Genomic DNA, 18,970 nt, shown 5'->3' on the forward strand with positions numbered 1-18,970 from the left:
CCCCAGGCAATTCCAAATCTTGCCGAATCCAAACACATCAAAGGAGCACCTAAGCCAGATTTATTGGGCAGTAGATTTTCCTTAGGAACTTTCACATTATCAAAAACCAACTCACCGGTACAGGAAGCCCTCAAAGACCACTTGTTGTGTGTCTCTGGTGTAGAAAACCCTTCCATGCCTCTTTCTACAATCAATCCATGAATTCGGCCTTCCTCATTTTTAGCCCAAACAACGGCTATATCTGCTTTCGGAGAATTGGAAATCCACATTTTTGCCCCATTGAGCAAGTAGTGGTCTCCCATATCTTTGAAATTGGTCGTCATGCCCGATGGGTTAGAGCCATGGTCTGGTTCTGTCAAACCGAAGCAGCCTAACATTTCTCCTGATGCCAGTTTAGGAAGGTACTTTTTGCGCTGTTCTTCAGAACCAAACTTGTAAATCGGATACATGACCAAAGAACCCTGAACAGAGGCTGTAGATCTCATGCCAGAATCGCCACGCTCAATTTCTTGCATAATCAAACCATAGGCGATATAATCCAGTCCGCCGCCTCCGTATTCCTCAGGAATTTGAGGACCAAAAGCTCCCACATCACCAAACTTCCTCACTATTTCATAAGGAAAATGAGCCTTTTGAGCCCAGTCCTCTATGTATGGAGAAATTTCTTTTTTCACGAAATCTCGAATGGAACCTCTAATCAATTTATGCTCCTCAGTGAGCAAATCGTCCATATCGAGAAAATCTACCCCCTCAAACGTATCCTGCTTCTGTGACTTATGGATTTCTACTGCCTCCATGGTATTTTGGTTTATTAAAATGAATCTCTGATTTTTGTCGGGAAGAATAAGTGTTCCCGCCTTTCGAAGTAAATAGATAAGCACCTAAAAAACTATCATTTTTCCCAAAAAATCCCCATGCACGAATCTGAATTTGACCCGAAGATATTAGACAAAATCAAGCAACTGGAAGAGAAGTTCAAAGCCTCCGGTCAGGATATGCTTTCCTATCTTGAAGGTCTGCTTTATGCTGATTATTTGACCTATTGGGAATACATCAATTTAGATGTGCTCCTGTCCTTACAGCAACCCAAAACCAGCTTTAAGGATGAGAAAATTTTTATCATTTATCATCAGATTACCGAGCTCTATTTCAAACTCATTATTTCTGAAATGGAGCAAATTGCCGATGAAAAAGAATTGACTGAGGAATTCTTTCAATCCAGACTGGAAAGGATTCTGATGTATTTTGATCATTTGATTAGCTCATTTGCCATGATGTGGAAAGGAATGGAAAAAGAGCAGTTTCTGAAGTTTAGAATGTCTCTTTTGCCTTCCTCCGGTTTTCAAAGTGCCCAATATAGGGAGATTGAATTAATGGCAACGGATGCCTTTCAATTGGTTTCCTTATCCAAAAGATCTCAATTTGATTATCATTCTCCTGCGGATGATTTGTTCGAACACCTGTATTGGCAGCAAGGGGCAATAGAATTGGCCAGTGGGAAAAAGACCTTAACGCTCAAAAACTTTGAGCTGAAATACGGGAAGAAATTAAAAGAACTAATCGAAGGCTATAGAAGAAAAAATTTATGGCATAAGTACATGGAAATAGATAATCCTTCTGATGAGTTGACGGGTTTAATGAAAAAGTTTGATCTAAAGGCAAATGTATTTTGGCCTTTGGCTCATTATAAATCAGCAGTAAGGTATTTACAAAAAGACCCTGTAGATATAGCTGCTACCGGTGGTACCAACTGGCAAAAATACCTTCCTCCACGCTTCCAGAAGGTGATTTTTTACCCGGAGCTGTGGACAGAGCAAGAAATGGAAGAGTGGGGGAAAGGTTGGGTTGTGAAGGAGATTTTTGGAGAAGATAATTAAGCAAAAGGCCTTGAGTTTATTGATTCAAGGCCTTTTGATTTAATATCCAGCAGCTTTATTTTCTCTTCTGGGATCCGCACCTCCTTCAAGTTTCCCATCCGGTAGGACCATGATGGCATCAACCGAACCGATGATAGGCGTACGGCCCTCATTGATGAGGTATTTTTTGGCAGTGAGGATTTGTAGTAAGGTACTATCTAAGGTGTTTTCTTCAAACAATACTTGATCAGGTAGCCATTGATGATGAAATCTCGGAGCTTCTACCGCCTCCTGCATGGTCATGTCAAATTCATAGGCATTTAGGATAGTTTGGGCTACCGCTGTGATGATCGTAGATCCACCAGGAGTCCCGACTATCATCCAGAGCTTTCCATCTCGCTCTACCAAAGTAGGAGTCATGGAGCTGAGCATTCGTTTTCCAGGAGCAATGCTATTTGCTTCTGCACCAATCAGGCCAAACATATTGGGAACTCCGGCTTTGCTACTGAAATCATCCATTTCATTATTCATGAAAAATCCCAATTCATCCAAATAAACCTTAGATCCATAAGCTCCATTTAGTGTTGTGGTAACAGCAAGCGCATTTCCATCCGAATCCATAATGGAATAGTGCGTAGTTTCCATGCTTTCTGCAAAAAGCACTGACCCTTCTGCAATGTCAGATGAACGTGTTGCTAAATCCGGATTAAATGATTCCATTCTTGATTTTAGATATTCTCTATCTAAAAGCTCATTGACTGGAATATCTACAAAATCAGGATCTCCCAAGTAGTAGTTTCGATCTGCATAGGCTCTTCTCATGGCTTCAGTCAAAACTTGAACATATTCAGCGGAGTTATGCCCCATGCTTTTGAGATCAAAGGGTTCTACCATTTTCAAAATTTGACCTATGGTCACTCCTCCAGAACTTGGAGGTGCCATGGAGATGACTCTAAGCTCTTTATAATTAAAGATCACAGGTTCTCGCCAGACTGCTTCGTAGGCTTCAAGATCCTCTTCGGTGATGATACCTCCCATATCTCGAAGATGCGCGACAAGCCTATGTCCTGTTTCACCTTTGTAGAATTCATCTCTACCGTTTTTAGCAATCCGTTCTAAGGTTTCCGCTAAAGCTAAATTCTTAATTGTGTCTCCTGCATTCCATTCTTTACCGTAGAATGTTTCCTCTCCATTGACTTCCCGAACTACATCTCGGATTCCAGCCAAGCGATCTGCCTGCTGTGGGCTTACGACAAATCCATTCCTAGCCAAATCAATAACAGGTTGTAGTACTTCTTTTGGATCCAGCTTACCATATTTGGCTTGAGCTTCAAAAATTCCTGCGATGGTCCCTGGAACTCCGGAAGCCAAAGCGCCTTTTGTGCTCAGTTCAGGGATCACGTTTCCATTTTCATCCAAATACATGTCACGGTGTGCAGCACCAGGAGCCTTTTCTCGATAATCGATGGATCCGGTTTCTCCATTAGCCATTCGAAAAACCGCAAACCCTCCTCCTCCTAAATTGCCGGCAAAAGGAAAAGTCACTGCTAATGCCATTTCGGTGGCCATCATCGCATCAAAAGCATTACCTCCTTTCTGCATGATCTCCACTCCAATTTTTGAGGCTTCTTCTCTGGCAGACACGACCATAGCATTTTCCGCAATCAAGCCTCGCTTAGATTCTTGCTGTGGTTCTGGGCTTTGGCAAGAGAAAATGAGTAGCTGCAAGCCTAGCAAGCAAGCAGCTGATCGGGTGATCTTTGATTTATTCATCTAAGAGCGTACTGTTGAATAGTTTTAAAATCCGTTTGTATTCGTCTGTCCAGGAGCTAGGCTCCACAAATCCGTGATCCTCGACTGGGTAAATAGCCATTTCCCAATTATCTTTCCCTAATTCTATAAGTCTTTGGGATAATCGAACTACGTCCTGAAAATGAACATTGACATCTACCATTCCATGCGCCATCAAAAGGTTTCCTTTCAAACCTTCAGCAAAGTAGATAGGAGAGGACCTTCTGTAAGCAATAGGGTCTTCTTCCGGGGTATTGAGGATATTGGAAGTATATCCGTGATTGTAATGTGCCCAATCGGTTACTGAGCGAAGGGCAGCTCCGGATTTGAATACCTCTGGAGCTGTAAATAGTGCCATAAGCGTGATAAATCCTCCATAGCTTCCACCGTAAATTCCAATTCTATCAGCATCTACTGCATACTTTTCTACCAAATGCTTGGCTCCGTCAACTTGGTCGGACAAGTCCTTTCCTCCCATATGTCTATAGATGCCCGTTCTCCAATCTCTTCCATATCCAGAAGAAGCTCTATAGTCTATGTCCAAAACAGTGTATCCCAAATCTGCCAAAAGGTTATGGAACATGTATTCCCTGAAATAACTGCTCCACCATTTGTGTACATTTTGAAGATATCCAGCTCCATGTACAAAGATGATAGCAGCTCCATTTTTCTTTGAGGCTTCTGGTTGATAAATTCTCGCAGGCACCATTGCTCCATCTTCAGCCTGAAAGCGAATAATTTCCGGATCTCTCCAATTATAAGCTTTGAATTCTTCACTCTGTCCGTTAGTCAACTGAACTGGTTTGGCTCCGGGTTTTAAGTCCTGTATGTAAAGCTCCTCGGGTCGGTTGCTATAAGAATGAATAATAGCCATTTTACTCTGATCAGGAGATAGACTTACATTATTATTTCCAGTCATTGAGGTAAGCTGAACCCTTTTTCCTCCCATTAGGGGCATTTGGTAAAAATGTCTTTCTCCAGGATCTACCTCTGAACTGGTAAAGAACCAACTTTTTTTATCTCTGGAAATGAAAGGATCAAACACTTCGTAAGCACCTGCAGTCAAAGCCTTTTTATTTCCATTTTCTACATTTAAGAGATATAGGTGAGAATATCCGCTTTCTTCTGATTGAAAATAAATATGCTTGCTATCTGGGAGCCAACCTAAAGTTCCTCCTGAAAAAGTCCAGCCGATACCAGGTCCTGCTATCCAAGCTTCATCTCTTTGCCTGTCCAAATTTTTTAATTCACCTGTTTGAAGGTTTACCTCAGCAATCCATCTATCTTTATTGTCAAAAGATCGGGCTTGAACAATTGCTCTTTTTCCGTCAGGAGAAAATATGGGCCCAAAAAGAGATAGCTTTCTGTTTGTGCTATCCCACTCTTTGGTAGGGTAGTCTTTAGTATAATCAGGAAGGTCCTGAAGACCAGGAAGCTTCGAATAATCTATGAAATAAACACTGTCTCTTTTCAGATCATAAATTCCAATTTCAGAAGTGGTGGGTTCGGTTCCCACTTTTGGTCTAGCATTTAAGTCTTCTGTATAACCTGAGGCAGCGACATAGTCCGGAACCTTTGTATTTTTATTGCTGGATGAATTATAATAAGTGAAAGTCGCAAAGTTGCCATCAGGTGAAAGTTGGAGGTTAGCCGGGCTTTTTCCCTCGGTATAATAGACAAATTTTTCCTCCGCCTGTTCTCTGGTAGCCTCTCTGTAGGCTGCACGTTTTTTCTCCGCCTCCTGTCTTTCTTTGACCACTTGAAGAAGCTCTAAATTTTCAGCTTCCACAAATCCCTTGACCTGCTCTGCTTGGTTGGAATTTGATTTTTTGGAGGGTTTAGAACCGGAGGATATTTGAGTGACCTTTTTTACAACTCCTGTACTGAGATTAAGCGTGAAAATATTTTGATCTGAGAGAAATGAGATCAAATTTTCATCTGCCAGAAAAGTTGGATTGGAAACCCTTGTATGCCAATCTAACAGGACCTTATTTTGGCCTGTTTTCATGTTTTCCAAAGAAATTTGGTCTGATGCACTCAAATAAACTCTCTGAGAATAATCAGTATTCCAATTGGCTTGATCTCTCCTCATAGCATGCTCTTCTCTCCAACTGACTTTTTGGATTTGTTTTGGAGAGTTTAGCCGGATTTTGTAAGTGGAATCAGCAGGATTTTTTTCTGGATTGTATTGGAAATAAATCGTTTGACTATCATCACTCCATCTTGCTCTACTTGGGAAAGTACCCATCCATTGAGGATCCCGCATGATATATTCCACGCTTAATTGTGATTGGGCAAAAAGGGGAGAGGATAGGCATATAAATGCCAGGATAAGTAGACAATTACGAGCCATGCTTGTTAACTATTAATCAAGAGTTTTGACGAATTTTTTTAGTTCGTCCTCAATGGTTAAAAGGTGATTTTGAAGTTTTGCATTCAGAGGAAGTGAGTTGGGTATATCCGCCTCAATTTCCTCCAGCAATTTCCTAGTCTTAATAGCTCCAATATAGCTCATGCTAGGCTTTGCCTTATGACATCTTTTTTTGATGATTTCAAATTCCTTTTTTTCGTAAAAATCCCCTAACTCTTTGAGGTCATGGACGTTGGTTTCCAGAATAATTTGGATCATATCCCTGATCATATCCGGATCATCATCTCCAAAATATTGGTAGATGCTTTGTTCACTGATTAGCTGATACATGAGCAATTTGACTAGTCAAAATAAAAATGATTGTTTGGTACCTATCCTTAAAATTAAAAACATTTTTCAATATCAGGGATTTCTTAATCAAAGATTCCATAAATCAGTTATAAAGATGTGTGTTTACTGGTTAAACATTAATTTTGAACCAGAATTAAGAAGCACTGTTATGAAATCGAGCAGGACCCAAAGCGAAATACATAGAGACGCCCCGATGTATCGGGGAATCAATGCGAAGATTCTATCTGACCTTTGAAAAACAAATTATATGGTATCCGCTTTAATACTAGTATCAATAAAAATATGGCTTATTGTCTGCTAAAAGGATCAGATTCACGGAAGCTTCGCCTGCCGTGGCTGGGTCTTCGATCTTCCAACCAGGCAAACAAGGAAAATAAGGCAACTGGCATGATTGCGGATAATCAGAAAAAATCATAAACAGATGAAAAGGAATAAGAAAGTCTTTTTGATAGTCTTTGTGATATTCATGCTAATCATGCTTTGGATTGGTTATGATATTTCTCAGAGAACTACTTTCCCCGGCTCAAAAGGAAATCTAAAAGAACGTATTACAACAGGAGAAGAATAAAATTCAATGACTGGAAAGAAGATAGATGTAGATAAGTTGGATCTGGAACGCATGAAGGATAAGACGACCGAAGAACCCGGTACTCTTCCCTATGCTCATCACTCGGGCAGTGCTCTGATCAAACCTGAAGATAAGGGTAAAATTACGGGCAGAGCCGTGGCTGCTATGCAAAGCCAAACTGATATGCAGATGGCTCAAATCTATGAGCAGATGCAGCTTTTGGCTGATCAGGCAAAAAAGATTAAAGCTCGGGTAGAGGTTTCTGAAAGGATTTATCAAGCATCCATTGCATTCGAACCTTTAATTAACCATACCTACTTCCTGTATCAAAAAGAAGATGGTTCTGATTTTTTGAGCATGATAGCCCCTGAAGAATGGGGGAGAAAGAAAGACTTTGCTGCTTTTGTGGCTGAAGTAAAATTACTGGCAGACCATACTTGGGAAATTGTCAGAGAGAATATATAGTCATGCAACAAGTACTTTTAAGCAATCTCCTCTCCATCTTAAAAGAAGGAGAAGTAGATTTTGATGATCGTTTTCAATTGGAGTTCAACCCCTCATTTCTGGATTCTAAAGGGCAAGCTTGGCTTCATGAAGTTTATGATGACTTAGGTGGAAAAGGCAAGCATCCATTATTGGAAAAGGCAAATTTTGATATGAAAATAAACAGGGTCTTATTCCTCTTTGATTCACCTATTCACTTTAATAGATATAGATTAATAAGCTTAAGATCTGATTTTTACAGTGAAATGTCTTTCCCTTTTTCGGAAGCCTATAAGAGACTCTGTAGAACTTATGAAAAGGAATGTCAGAAAGCTGGTTTGCAGGAAAGAATTTGGAATGGTCCACCTGTTGCGGGGACTTGGTTTGGTCAGGCTTCCGAACCGGGAGACTATTCCGGTGTAGGCGCTTCAGGTTGGAAATTAACAGCTTTCAATGATGCTCAAATCGATCTTCAGTCCAGAATTCATGGTTACAAGTTGATTCGGATAGCTCCCTATGAAACCATTATGACTGGTGGGAGCCTGAAGCGATTGGATCAAATGTTGGTTAACCCAAATGAGGATCAGAGAAAAGTAATCTGTAACTGGTTTTTGAGGAAATTGGAGTAAAAAAGCAGCCTTTCAGCTGCTTTATTTTTTAAGCGAACAATCCAAAGATTTCTCTATGAACCTTATCTACAATAAAAGAGAAGTCCTCAGGTCTTTCTACAAAGTCCAATTCATTGACATCAATGATCAATAACTTCCCTTCTTTATAATTAGATATCCAGTCTTCGTAATGGGAATTTAGATTTTTGAGATAATCAATCCTCATTGCCGTTTCATAGGATCTACCTCTTTTTTCAATTTGTCCAACTAATTTGGGGATATCAGCTTTGAGATAAATCAGCAAATCAGGAGCCTTTACATGAGAAATCATGCTATCAAAAAGGCTTCGGTAATTGTAGTAATCCCTTTCACTCAAAAGCTTGCTTTTATACAAGTTTGCCGCAAAGATGTAAGCATCCTCGTAGATTGTTCTATCTTGAATAGTAGGGGTTTTACTTTCCTGAATAGTTTTGATTTGATTGAATCTAGAATTCAAAAAATAAACCTGAAGGTGAAAAGCCCACCTTTTCATGTCTTCATAAAAGTCAGGCAAGTAGGGATTATTATCTACCGCTTCAAATTCAGCTTTCCAGCCGTAATGTTTGGCAAGCTTTTCTGTAAGCGTAGTTTTCCCGCTACCGATATTTCCGGATACTGCTAAGTGCATGATTTGCTAATGCTTATTTAATGAATCTTGGAGCTACTTTAATGTCCTTGCTTCCCGGAGTATACTGATAAAATCCTTCACCTGTTTTCACTCCTTTGTAACCTGCCTCTACCATATTTACCAATAAAGGACATGGAGCATACTTAGGATTGCCAAAACCATCGTGCAATACCTTTAGAATAGATAAGCAAACATCCAAACCGATAAAGTCAGCCAATTGAAGAGGCCCCATAGGGTGTGCCATGCCTAATTTCATGACCGTGTCAATTTCTTCTACACCTGCGACTCCTTCGAATAATGTGATGATTGCCTCATTGATCATAGGCATCAATATTCTGTTGGCAACGAATCCTGGATAATCATTTACCTCTACTGGAACCTTCCCTAAATTTTTGGATAGGTCCATGATCTTATCTGTAACCTCATCTGAAGTTGCATATCCCCTGATTACTTCCACAAGCTTCATGACAGGAACAGGATTCATGAAGTGCATTCCAATCACCTGTGCAGGTCTTTGGGTAACTGCAGCAATTTTGGTGATAGAAATGGAGGAGGTATTGGTTGCCAGAATCGCACTTTTAGGTGCAAACTCATCCATTTGTCTGAAAATATCGAGCTTGATATTCATATTTTCCGTAGCCGCCTCAACGATCAAATCTGCCTCTTTTACTCCTTCTTTGAGTTCTGTGAATTTTTTGATTCTCCCTAGAGCTTCAGTTTTTTGATCTTCAGAAAGAAGGCCTTTGCTCACCTGTCTGTCCATGTTTTTGGAAATAGTAGCCAAAGCCTTGTCCAAAAATTCTTCTTTCAGGTCTACTAAGGACACATGATATCCAGTTTGGGCAAAAACGTGTGCAATTCCATTTCCCATGGTTCCGGATCCTATGACAGTGATATTTTTCATAATGAGGTGATTAAAATTTAAAAACAGTTCTATTTGGGTTCTTTTGACTTTGCCTTCTAGCAAAGGGATTCAAAACTACTTCCAACAGCTAGGAAATCCAATTTTTAAACATGTGTTTCCTGACTTTGTTTGTCACAAAATTTCAAAAACCTTTTAGATTAATAGCTACCTTTGAACTATGAAAGAACTCGGCTTAGTCAGCAAACTACCCATCAATAGATTTACAGATTTTGGAGCATACCTTCAGTTAGAGTCCGGTGAAGAGGTCTTGTTACCCCAAGGTTATTTGAAAGGGGAGGAGCGTGAAAATGATGAGCTTGAGGTTTTTGTATATACTGACAGCGAAGACAGACCAGTTGCCGTAACCACTCGACCTATTGCACTTTTAGACGAATGGGGTGTCATGGAAGCTAAGGAAGTCACCTCATTTGGAGCTTTTATGGATTGGGGTTTGCCAAAAGATCTTTTGGTACCTAATGCTGAGATGGGTAAAAATATGGAGCCTGGAAAAAAATACCTGGTGAAAGTTTGTGTGGATTACAGAACCAATAGGCTGATAGGAAGTACCAAGCATAAGGACTTTATCTATCCTGCACCTAAGGACTATGAGCCGGGAATTCAGGTTGAAGGCTTGATATTTGACAAAACTGACCTTGGATATAAGGTCTTACTAGAAGACCGATACGAAGGCTTGGTCTATGCAAATGAAGTGTTTCAACCATTGGAAATAGGAGAGCAGCGCACGCTCTATGTAAAGAAAAGGAGAGATGATGGTAAAATTGATTTGCAACTTTTGCCTGCAGGAAGAGAGAAATACGAAGAAGGTGCTGAAAGAATCCTGAAAATTCTGGAAGAAAAAAAGTTTCTTCCCCTTCATGATAAATCAGATCCTGAGGAAATAAAAAAAGTGCTTTCTATGAGTAAAAAGCACTTTAAACAATGCATAGGACAACTATATAAAGCCCGAGAAATAAAAATTCTGGAAGATGGGATTGCCTTAGCTAATAGCGGAGATTAATCCAGCTTTAATATATCACTGGGGGTTCGGCAGAGAATTGCTTTATTTCTGAATAGTGCAATCGGTGATTTGATCAAATAAGGATATTTGACCAAGATTTTGAGCCAGTCTTCATCATCCCAGTTTTTACCTGCGATGTATTTCTGGTAATCCGGATGGGCTCGATTGAGTAGGTCCTTGGCACGCAGTCCAAGTTTCAATAAAATGCTGTCCCATTGAGTCGCAGTGATTCTTTGTTTCACCACATCGATCTCGTTGACAAATTTTGCCAGAGACTTTGCGTAGGCTTTGGTTTGCTTATCAATGGGTTGACCTGCGCTGTGATAGAATAAAAGTTCTGATGGATGTGTTTTCATAGTCATTGGGGTTTTGTGCCATATTAAGATACAAAAAATACGTAATAAATTGAAAATAAGATAGATGTGGTTGCATCAAAAGATTCATTGAATTTAGAATTATTTAACATTGAGAGTAAATCTGAATTCCCAACTAATAAAAAGCTGAAGGAAAGGCTGCGAAAAGTAAAGCCTAAAAAGCTGGATGAGGACTTTGAAAATCTACACGATAAAGTATTCGAAAGTTTGGATTGCCTTGAATGTGCAAATTGCTGTAAGACAACAAGTCCCATTTTCTTGCAAACAGATATAGATCGTTTAGCAAAGGTTTTTCGTCAAAAAAGTAGCGAGTTTATAGACGAATATCTTCATCGGGATGAAGATGGAGATTATGTCTTGAACTCTTCGCCCTGTCCTTTTTTGAATTCAGATAATAAGTGTTTAGTCTATGAGGACAGACCCAAGGCATGCAAGGAGTATCCTCACACGAATCGGAAGAATATTCACGGAATTTTGGGTTTAACTTTAAAAAATACGCTTGTTTGTCCTGCAGTTTTCAAAATTTTCCAGCAGATTGGCAAAGAATATAGGAAGTAAAGCAATTTTTTGGCTTTTTTGAGAATCAAACCTATGAAGAACAAAATGAATAATTCGGAGACACACTTTTTAGGAGTGGACGTGGGCGGGACCCATCTTAAAATCGGACTTGTAGACAAAAACGGAAATATCCTCGATTTCCAAAAAGAGGATACAACGCCATTCAGAGACCATGCCGAAGGTTTTGGTCAAGCATTTATCTCCGGGTTAGACAAGTATTTCAAAAAATATCCTCAGGTTGAGAAAGTAGGTATTGGACTACCTGGGTTGATTAGCAAGGATAGAACTACTCCGCTGGAAATCCCTGCTATTCCGAGCCTGAATAATTTCAATCTGAAAAAAGGATTGGAAAAAGCTTACCCTGATAAAGAGTTCTTCTTGGAAAATGATGCCGCTGCTGCGGCAATTGGTGAGTTCTATTACGGAAAAGACGATCCATCGGATAATTTCCTCTTCATTACTATGGGTACTGGAATTGGAAGTGCCATGGTTTTGGATGGTGAGGTTTTTAAAGGTTCTAGAGGTAACGCCCTTGAAATGGGTCACATGCTATCCAGCGGTAGTGCCAGATTGGAAACATTAATAGGTAGAAAAGGTATTTTATCAATTCTTGAGAGAATGATAGCTGCTTATCCAGAAAAAGCTGGGAGATTGAAAGGTGCCGACCTGGGAACTCATTTATTGGTCGACACAGCCAAGGAAGGAAATGAAGTTTCCCTCATGGTTTTCCAGGAAGTAGGGATTATCCTTGGAGAAGCCATTGTTTCTACTATCCGAATTTTGGACGTGACAGAAGTGTATTTTGGAGGCGGAATTTCCGCAGGTTTGGAGTTTATGATGCCTTCTATGGAAAGAACCATCCGTCAATACCTGACTAATTACTATAATAAGGATTTGAGATTGAAAAAAGCCACCTTAGAAAATAATGCAGGCACATTAGGTGCTGCTGCCTTGTGTTTTATGGGTTCAGGGTTGTAATAGTTACTTCAGAAACTTTAGATATTGCATTCATTCGAAAAAGAACCTTCAACGGTTCTTTTTCTATTTCTACCCCTTCACATGCATTGCTTGGTTCCAGGAAGTAAAAGAAAAAGCTCTGGCTTTTGTCAACCAACTCTACCCGGTCTGGCCTTCCAAAGGTTTTGATGATTTCTTGGTTATTAGCCCCTAGAAAGCTGTTTTTGATTTTTTCCAATTCATCTAAATCTTGAATGCGAAGGCCCTTGCAACCATACCTATCATTTTTCCAATTCTCAATATTGATGTTTCCAGTTTCTAAAGGGCTGGAACAAGCAGCAATCATGAATAGCAATACGAAAATGAAAGAAATCGAACGTTTCATTGGGTAATAATTGATTTGGAGCAAAGGTATAGCGCAAACTTAAATCAGGACTATGTTTTCTATAAAACTATTTGAATCAATTTTGAATACAATTGAAAATTTCCAGATTTGTTTTTTGCCTTAATCAGCTTATGCTCACGGTTTTTTGAATCTATTGACAAATATTGTCATAGCATGAAACCCTAATTGGCACATTCTGTTTGAGCAAATCCTTTATATTAGCACATCTAATTACCCGTGAATTATGTACTACCGTTTTGGGAAAGCCTTTTACTACATCAGCATCATTTTCTTTCTCTTTTTTCTCCTTTACTTCTACTCAGCATTGACCGATCAGGTCACTTATCAAACGGATGGAGAAGGAGGTATTTCTACTATCGGAAAAGGAAACTTTTTCTATGGGATGATTGCAACATTTGTGGCTTTGAATGCTTTGGTGCTCGTTCCACCAAAAATGTTGGAGACCAAATCGTATAGAAAACTCCACAAGCTTTTTCCGATAGGAGATATTTATAGAGATTATTTATTGACTTGGTTTTACTCCTTTGGAGGCATTATCAATCTGAGTCTTGCGACCATTGTATTTTACATCCATGCCACCAATAATCAGGAGGAGATCGCAGCAGATGAATTTGGCTTTTTCTTTTATTTGATTCCTGGGCTTTTGGTGCTTTGGATCATTGCACTCTTTTTGCTTTTCGTAGGAAAAGCCAAACAGCTACAAAAAAGAGATTAAGGATAAGACTATGGCAGAAACAGTTAAATATACCGAAGACAGTATTAAATCTCTGGATTGGAGAGAGCATATCCGCCTTAGGCCGGGGATGTATATTGGTAAACTCGGAGATGGAAGTGCCCAGGATGATGGGATTTATGTTTTGGTCAAAGAGGTTTTGGATAACTCCATCGATGAACACATGATGGGGTATGGACGAACCATCGAAGTAAAAATTTCTGAGCATCGAGTTGAAATAAGGGATTATGGTCGTGGCATTCCTTTGGGGAAAGTGATAGACTGTGTTTCCAAAATCAATACCGGTGGAAAGTATGATTCAGGTGCTTTTCAAAAATCAGTAGGACTAAATGGAGTCGGTACAAAAGCTGTAAACGCTTTGTCAGACTATTTTAAAGTTCAATCCTATCGTGATGGGGAAACCAAAATAGCTGAATTTGAGAAAGGGGTATTAAAGGAAGACAGACCGATTGAGAAATCTTCTGATAGAAATGGCACAAAGGTGATTTTCACCCCTGATGCCAGCATATTCAAGAATTACCACTTCATCCCTGAATATCTTGAAAATCAAATCTGGAATTACGCCTACTTGAATGCAGGTTTGACCATTAATTTCAATGGAAAAAAGTTTTTCTCAGACAGAGGACTTTATGATTTGTTGTCCAATAAAGTTGATGAGGAAAGCTCAAGGTATCCTATCATCCATTTGAAAGGAAATGATATAGAAGTAGCGATCACTCATTCCAATCAATATGGAGAGGAATATTATTCATTTGTCAATGGACAGTATACCACCCAGGGAGGAACTCACTTGGCAGCTTTTAGAGAGGCTATTGTCAAGACAGTTCGGGAATTTTATAAAAAAGATTATGACTCTTCAGATATCCGCCAAAGTGTGGTAGCAGCCATTGCGGTAAGGGTTCAGGAGCCCGTTTTTGAATCCCAAACAAAGACCAAATTGGGTTCTCAATCAGTTGGTCCAGAAGGTCCAACCTTACGAACCTTCGTCAATGACTTTATCAAGACTGAACTGGATAATTATCTTCATAAAAACCCTGCAGTAGCAGACGCTTTGTTGAAGAGAATCTTGCAGTCTGAGAGAGAAAGGAAGGAGATTTCCGGAATCAAGAAGCTGGCAAATGAAAGAGCGAAAAAGGCTAACCTTCACAATAAAAAATTAAGAGACTGCCGTGTGCATTATGATGATGCGAAGGCCAATGAAGACTTGAAGAATAATACCATGCTCTTCATCACAGAGGGGGATTCAGCTTCTGGGTCGATTACCAAGTCTAGGGATGTGCAAACTCAGGCAGTTTTTTCCTTGAGGGGTAAACCGCTCAACTGCTTTGGAATGACGAAAAAGGTGGTGTATGAAAATGAGGAATTTAACCTGCTACAGCACGCCTTGAATATAGAAGATGGTATTGAAAATTTGAGATATAGAAAAATTGTCATAGCTACCGATGCGGATGTGGATGGTATGCATATCCGACTTTTAATCATGACGTATTTCCTGCAGTTTTTCCCTGATTTGGTGAAAAATGGGCACTTATTTATTCTTGATACACCTCTTTTCAGGGTAAGGAATAAGAAGGAAACTATCTATTGCTACTCTGATGAAGAAAGGCAACGTGCGATCCATAAGCTAGGAAATAAGCCGGAAATTACCCGATTCAAAGGATTGGGAGAGATTTCACCAGAAGAGTTTGGGAATTTCATTGGAGAGGATATCCGGTTGGAGCCTATCATCTTGAACAAGGAAACGAAAATCTCTGATCTTTTGAATTTCTACATGGGTAAAAACACACCCGATAGACAAAACTTCATCATCGATAATTTGAAGATCGAGAAGGATCTGGCTTTGGATGACCCAAGAAATCAAGCAGAGGAAGAAGAGGTGGCATAAAAGCCTAATAGAAATATTAATTAATATTTCTGAAGAAAGTTAAACCTGAAGACTAGTCAGAATGACTTCTGATCTTTATAAATAGTGGATTAATTAAATGAGCGAGGAAACAAATAGACCTGAAGAAAAAGACGAAAGCTTACACGATTCGGTGCCTGTTACTGGAATGTATAAGGATTGGTTTCTGGATTATGCTTCTTATGTAATCCTAGAGCGGGCTGTCCCAGCAATTGAAGATGGATTGAAGCCAGTTCAGCGTCGTATCCTTCATGCCATGAAGGAAATGGACGATGGGCGATTCAATAAAGTAGCCAACATCATTGGACAGTCCATGCAATACCACCCACACGGTGATGCTTCTATCGGAGATGCTATCGTCAATTTGGGGCAAAAAGATCTTCTCATTGAAACCCAGGGAAACTGGGGTGATATTCGTACAGGTGACAGAGCTGCGGCTGCAAGATACATAGAGGCTAGGCTTTCCAAATTTGCCCTTGAGGTAGTATTCAATCCTCAAACCACTGAGTGGCAGTTATCATATGACGGTCGAAAAAGAGAACCTGTTACCCTTCCGGTTAAGTTTCCATTACTGCTTGCGCAGGGTGTTGAAGGAATTGCTGTAGGTCTTTCCACTAAAATTCTTCCTCATAATTTTCTTGAGTTGATAGATGGCTCAATTGAAATTCTAAAAGGCAATAAAACCAATGTTCTTCCGGACTTCATCACTGGAGGATTGGCAGACTTCAGTGAATATAATGAGGGCCTTAGAGGAGGAAAAATCAAAGTTCGAGCTAAAATAGAAGAAGAGGATTCTAAAACTCTTTTAATCAAGGAGATACCTTACGGTACAACTACTGATTCTCTGATTGATTCTATTTTAAAAGCCAATGATAAAGGGAAAATCAAAATCAAAAAAGTGGTGGACAACACTGCTAAAGATGTTGAGATTCAGGTTCATTTGGCTCCCGGAGTTTCGCCCGATGTAACTATTGATGCGCTCTATGCCTTTACAGATTGTGAGGTTTCTATTTCTCCTAATGCTTGTGTAATCATTGAAGATAAACCGGTCTTTCTAACGGTCAATCAGATTCTTGAATACAACACCAAGCAAACTAAAGCACTTTTAAAGCGGGAGCTGGAGATCAGAAAAGGGGAGTTAATGGAAAAGCTCCTATTCTCTTCTTTGGAAAAAATATTTATCGAAAACAGGATCTACAGGGATATTGAAGAATGTACAACCTGGGATGCTGTTTTGGAGGCGATTGACAAAGGTTTGGATCCTTACAAGCCTGATTTTTACAGAGAGATTGTTCAGGAGGACTTGATCCGTCTTACAGAGATTAAGATTAAGCGAATTTCGAAATTTGATGCCTTCAAGGCAGATGAATTGATGAAAAGGCTTCAGGATGAATTGAAGGAAGTAAATCATAACCTAAGGCACCTGACAGACTATGCGATCAAGTATTATGAAAATCTAAGAGATAAATACGGAAAAGGCAGAGAAAGAAAAACTGAAATCAGAGCCTTTGATACCATCCAAGCCAGCGTAGTAGCAGCGAATAATGCCAAATTGTACGTGAACCGAAAAGATGGTTTTGTGGGCATGGGATTGAAAAAAGAAGAGTTTGTCTGTGACTGTTCCGATCTGGATGATATCATCGTAATTCGTAGAGATGGAGTGATGATGGTTTCCAAGATTCAGGAGAAGAACTTCATGGGGAAAGACATTCTCCATGTAGGAATCTATAGAAAAACTGATGAGCGCTTGACTTTCAATATGATCTATTTGGACGGTGCATCTGGTAGAGCCATGGTTAAAAGGTTCCAGCCTGGAGGTGTAACGAGAGATAAAGAATATGATCTGACAAAAGGGACGAAAGGATCAAAATCGCTTTATCTCACGGCTAATCCGAATGGGGAAGCTGAAATTGTAACAGTTTATTTGACCCAAGGTGCCAAAGCCAGAGTCAAAGTATTCGATTTTGATTTTGCCACGATAGAGATCAAGGGGAGAGGAGCAGGAGGAAATATTCTGACCAAATATCCAGTTAGAAAAATCCAACTGAAAATGGAAGGGGTTTCCACTTTAGGTGGATTGGATATTTATTACGATCCTATTGTAGGAAGGCTTAACACAGATCAACGGGGTAATTTAATCGGTAATTTCCTGGGTGAAGATAGAATTTTGGTTTGCTATAAGTCTGGGGATTATGAATTGACCAATTTTGAACTGACCAACCGATACGAACCCAATGAGGTGGTGTTGATTGAAAAGTTTGAACCAGAAAAGATCCTTTCTGCAGTGTATTTTGATGGAGGGAGTAAGACCTTCTATGTGAAAAGATTCCAGGTGGAAACTACTACACTCAATAAAAAATTCAACTTTATTACTGATCATAAATCATCCTATCTCAAGCTTGTATCTACCAATAAGCAACCTCAGGTCTCTGCTACCTTGGTAAAAGGTAAGAATGAAGAGTCGGTAGAGTTTGATTTGGATATGCTAATCGATGTCAAAGGCTGGAAAGCCATTGGTAACAAGTTAAGTTCTCATGATATCAAGGACTTGCAGTTGATTGAAGTTAAAAAGGAATCCAAAAAGCAAGAGGCGGACAGTTCTGAGGAAGAAGGTGAAACGGATGATGAACTTGAAGTGGGAAGCACCATAGATTTGAGTCCCAAAAAGGATGACGAAGAACAATTGGGACTGTTTTAAACAGTCCCTTTTTATTTGAAAATGGAAGAAAAAGAGCTTTACAAGAAGGAATTAGGGCTGTTATCCTATCTGGGACAGTACATTACAGATCATAAAAAGAAGGTAATGGAAACTGTATTAGCTCAAAGAACCCGATTTTTCACGGTCGTTTTAGAGGATATTTATAAGCCTCATAATGCCAGTGCAGTATTAAGAACTTGCGATTGCTTCGGTATTCAGGATGTTCATATCCTTGAAAAAACCAATCAATACAAAGTCAATCCCTATGTCACCCGTGGTGCATCTGATTGGGTAGATATTCATAAATATTTTTCCAATGAAGGAAATGCAGTCCAGGACTGTTTCTCTGCTCTCAAGAAAAATGGTTATCAAATATTGGCCACAAGCCCCAATCCCGGATCCATTTCTGTCTATGATTTGCCTGCTAACCAGAAAATCGCATTAGTTTTTGGCAATGAGCATGAAGGTGTAAGTGAAGAAGTGAAACAGCAAGCAGATGGCTTGGTTCATATTCCTATGTTGGGATTTACAGAGAGTTTTAATATTTCAGTCTCCGCTTCAATTTTTCTTTATGAATTGACAAAGCAAATCAAGGATTTAACAATCGAGGGCTTCCATTTATCAGAAGATGAAAAACATGCTTTAAGGCTTAAATGGTATAAGCAGATTGTAAAGAGGTCAGATCTACATGAAAAAATGTACTGGGAAACTCTGAATTCCTGAG

The 18,970-nt window shown here is 39.5% G+C and carries 19 protein-coding genes; 11 read left to right on the top strand and 8 right to left on the bottom strand.

All coding sequences use genetic code 11. The features are described from left to right. A partial coding sequence (locus FL972_RS09315; RefSeq protein WP_250161330.1) for an acyl-CoA dehydrogenase family protein occupies positions 1–797 on the bottom strand: 797 nt, incomplete at its 3' end. Between the two features lie 117 nt (positions 798–914). Here FL972_RS09315 and FL972_RS09320 point away from each other — a divergent pair. Then, on the top strand, positions 915–1,877 hold the full coding sequence (locus FL972_RS09320; protein WP_144605048.1) for a tryptophan 2,3-dioxygenase family protein: 963 nt from the start codon (positions 915–917) through the stop codon (positions 1,875–1,877). A 39-nt stretch (positions 1,878–1,916) separates the two neighbouring features. Here FL972_RS09320 and ggt read toward each other — a convergent pair whose 3' ends face one another. Genes ggt through FL972_RS09335 form a run of 3 tightly spaced genes read right to left on the bottom strand, consistent with a single transcriptional unit; the run spans position 1,917 to position 6,348 of the window. Then, positions 1,917–3,629, bottom strand: a complete 1,713-nt coding sequence (ggt, locus tag FL972_RS09325) for a gamma-glutamyltransferase (protein WP_144605050.1) — start codon at positions 3,627–3,629, stop codon at positions 1,917–1,919. Continuing rightward, positions 3,622–6,000 (bottom strand): S9 family peptidase, encoded by a 2,379-nt coding sequence (locus tag FL972_RS09330; RefSeq protein ID WP_144605052.1) that lies wholly within the window; start codon positions 5,998–6,000, stop codon positions 3,622–3,624. The genes ggt and FL972_RS09330 overlap by 8 nt, the downstream gene beginning before the upstream one ends. A gap of 12 nt (positions 6,001–6,012) precedes the next feature. Next, a complete protein-coding gene (locus tag FL972_RS09335; RefSeq protein ID WP_091653995.1) occupies positions 6,013–6,348 on the bottom strand; it encodes an Hpt domain-containing protein in 336 nt (111 codons plus the stop codon). A 442-nt stretch (positions 6,349–6,790) separates the two neighbouring features. Between FL972_RS09335 and FL972_RS19410 the strand changes: the two genes are divergently transcribed. The 3 genes from FL972_RS19410 to FL972_RS09345 are packed head-to-tail and all read left to right on the top strand — an operon-like array spanning position 6,791 to position 8,049. Continuing rightward, positions 6,791–6,937, top strand: a complete 147-nt coding sequence (locus FL972_RS19410; protein WP_186300071.1) for a hypothetical protein — start codon at positions 6,791–6,793, stop codon at positions 6,935–6,937. A 6-nt stretch (positions 6,938–6,943) separates the two neighbouring features. Next, entirely contained in the window at positions 6,944–7,402 is a 459-nt protein-coding gene (locus tag FL972_RS09340) for a DUF2452 domain-containing protein (protein WP_144605054.1), read from the top strand. 2 nt (positions 7,403–7,404) lie between these two features. After that, positions 7,405–8,049 carry a DUF7255 family protein gene (locus tag FL972_RS09345; RefSeq protein ID WP_144605056.1) on the top strand — a complete coding sequence of 215 codons (645 nt, stop codon included), beginning with the start codon at positions 7,405–7,407 and terminating at the stop codon, positions 8,047–8,049. A gap of 28 nt (positions 8,050–8,077) precedes the next feature. Here FL972_RS09345 and FL972_RS09350 read toward each other — a convergent pair whose 3' ends face one another. Both FL972_RS09350 and FL972_RS09355 read right to left on the bottom strand, forming a co-directional pair. Then, a complete protein-coding gene (locus tag FL972_RS09350) occupies positions 8,078–8,695 on the bottom strand; it encodes a deoxynucleoside kinase (protein ID WP_144605058.1) in 618 nt (205 codons plus the stop codon). A gap of 13 nt (positions 8,696–8,708) precedes the next feature. Then, a complete protein-coding gene (locus tag FL972_RS09355; RefSeq protein ID WP_144605060.1) occupies positions 8,709–9,599 on the bottom strand; it encodes a 3-hydroxybutyryl-CoA dehydrogenase in 891 nt (296 codons plus the stop codon). Positions 9,600–9,777: 178 nt separating this feature from the next. Between FL972_RS09355 and FL972_RS09360 the strand changes: the two genes are divergently transcribed. Continuing rightward, positions 9,778–10,617, top strand: coding sequence for a CvfB family protein (locus FL972_RS09360; RefSeq protein ID WP_144605062.1), 840 nt, complete (start codon positions 9,778–9,780; stop codon positions 10,615–10,617). Here the strand turns inward: FL972_RS09360 and FL972_RS09365 are convergent. Next, on the bottom strand, positions 10,614–10,973 hold the full coding sequence (locus FL972_RS09365; protein ID WP_091653979.1) for an arsenate reductase family protein: 360 nt from the start codon (positions 10,971–10,973) through the stop codon (positions 10,614–10,616). The two genes, FL972_RS09360 and FL972_RS09365, sit on opposite strands and share 4 nt — an antisense overlap. A gap of 66 nt (positions 10,974–11,039) precedes the next feature. Here FL972_RS09365 and FL972_RS09370 point away from each other — a divergent pair, with 66 nt between their 5' ends. Next, complete coding sequence (locus FL972_RS09370; RefSeq protein ID WP_250161329.1) at positions 11,040–11,549, top strand: YkgJ family cysteine cluster protein; 510 nt, start codon at positions 11,040–11,042, stop codon at positions 11,547–11,549. Positions 11,550–11,594: 45 nt separating this feature from the next. Continuing rightward, positions 11,595–12,527, top strand: a complete 933-nt coding sequence (locus FL972_RS09375) for an ROK family protein (RefSeq protein ID WP_144605179.1) — start codon at positions 11,595–11,597, stop codon at positions 12,525–12,527. Here the strand turns inward: FL972_RS09375 and FL972_RS09380 are convergent. After that, a complete protein-coding gene (locus FL972_RS09380; protein ID WP_144605064.1) occupies positions 12,508–12,891 on the bottom strand; it encodes a hypothetical protein in 384 nt (127 codons plus the stop codon). The two genes, FL972_RS09375 and FL972_RS09380, sit on opposite strands and share 20 nt — an antisense overlap. A 244-nt stretch (positions 12,892–13,135) precedes the next feature. On the opposite strand from FL972_RS09380, the gene FL972_RS09385 reads away from it, so the two are divergent. The 4 genes from FL972_RS09385 (at position 13,136) to FL972_RS09400 (ending at position 18,969) form a co-directional block, all read left to right on the top strand. Continuing rightward, positions 13,136–13,627 (top strand): DNA topoisomerase IV, encoded by a 492-nt coding sequence (locus tag FL972_RS09385; protein ID WP_144605066.1) that lies wholly within the window; start codon positions 13,136–13,138, stop codon positions 13,625–13,627. Positions 13,628–13,637: 10 nt separating this feature from the next. Further along, positions 13,638–15,530 (top strand): DNA topoisomerase IV subunit B, encoded by a 1,893-nt coding sequence (locus FL972_RS09390; protein ID WP_144605068.1) that lies wholly within the window; start codon positions 13,638–13,640, stop codon positions 15,528–15,530. Positions 15,531–15,627: 97 nt separating this feature from the next. Next, on the top strand, positions 15,628–18,246 hold the full coding sequence (locus FL972_RS09395; RefSeq protein WP_144605070.1) for a DNA gyrase/topoisomerase IV subunit A: 2,619 nt from the start codon (positions 15,628–15,630) through the stop codon (positions 18,244–18,246). A 21-nt stretch (positions 18,247–18,267) separates the two neighbouring features. Further along, positions 18,268–18,969: a TrmH family RNA methyltransferase gene (locus FL972_RS09400; RefSeq protein ID WP_144605072.1), complete on the top strand. Its 702-nt coding sequence runs from the start codon at positions 18,268–18,270 to the stop codon at positions 18,967–18,969. Position 18,970 lies beyond the last annotated feature (1 nt).

The organism is Algoriphagus algorifonticola, from assembly GCF_007655305.1.
GTDB classification, from domain to species: Bacteria; Bacteroidota; Bacteroidia; order Cytophagales; family Cyclobacteriaceae; genus Algoriphagus; species Algoriphagus algorifonticola.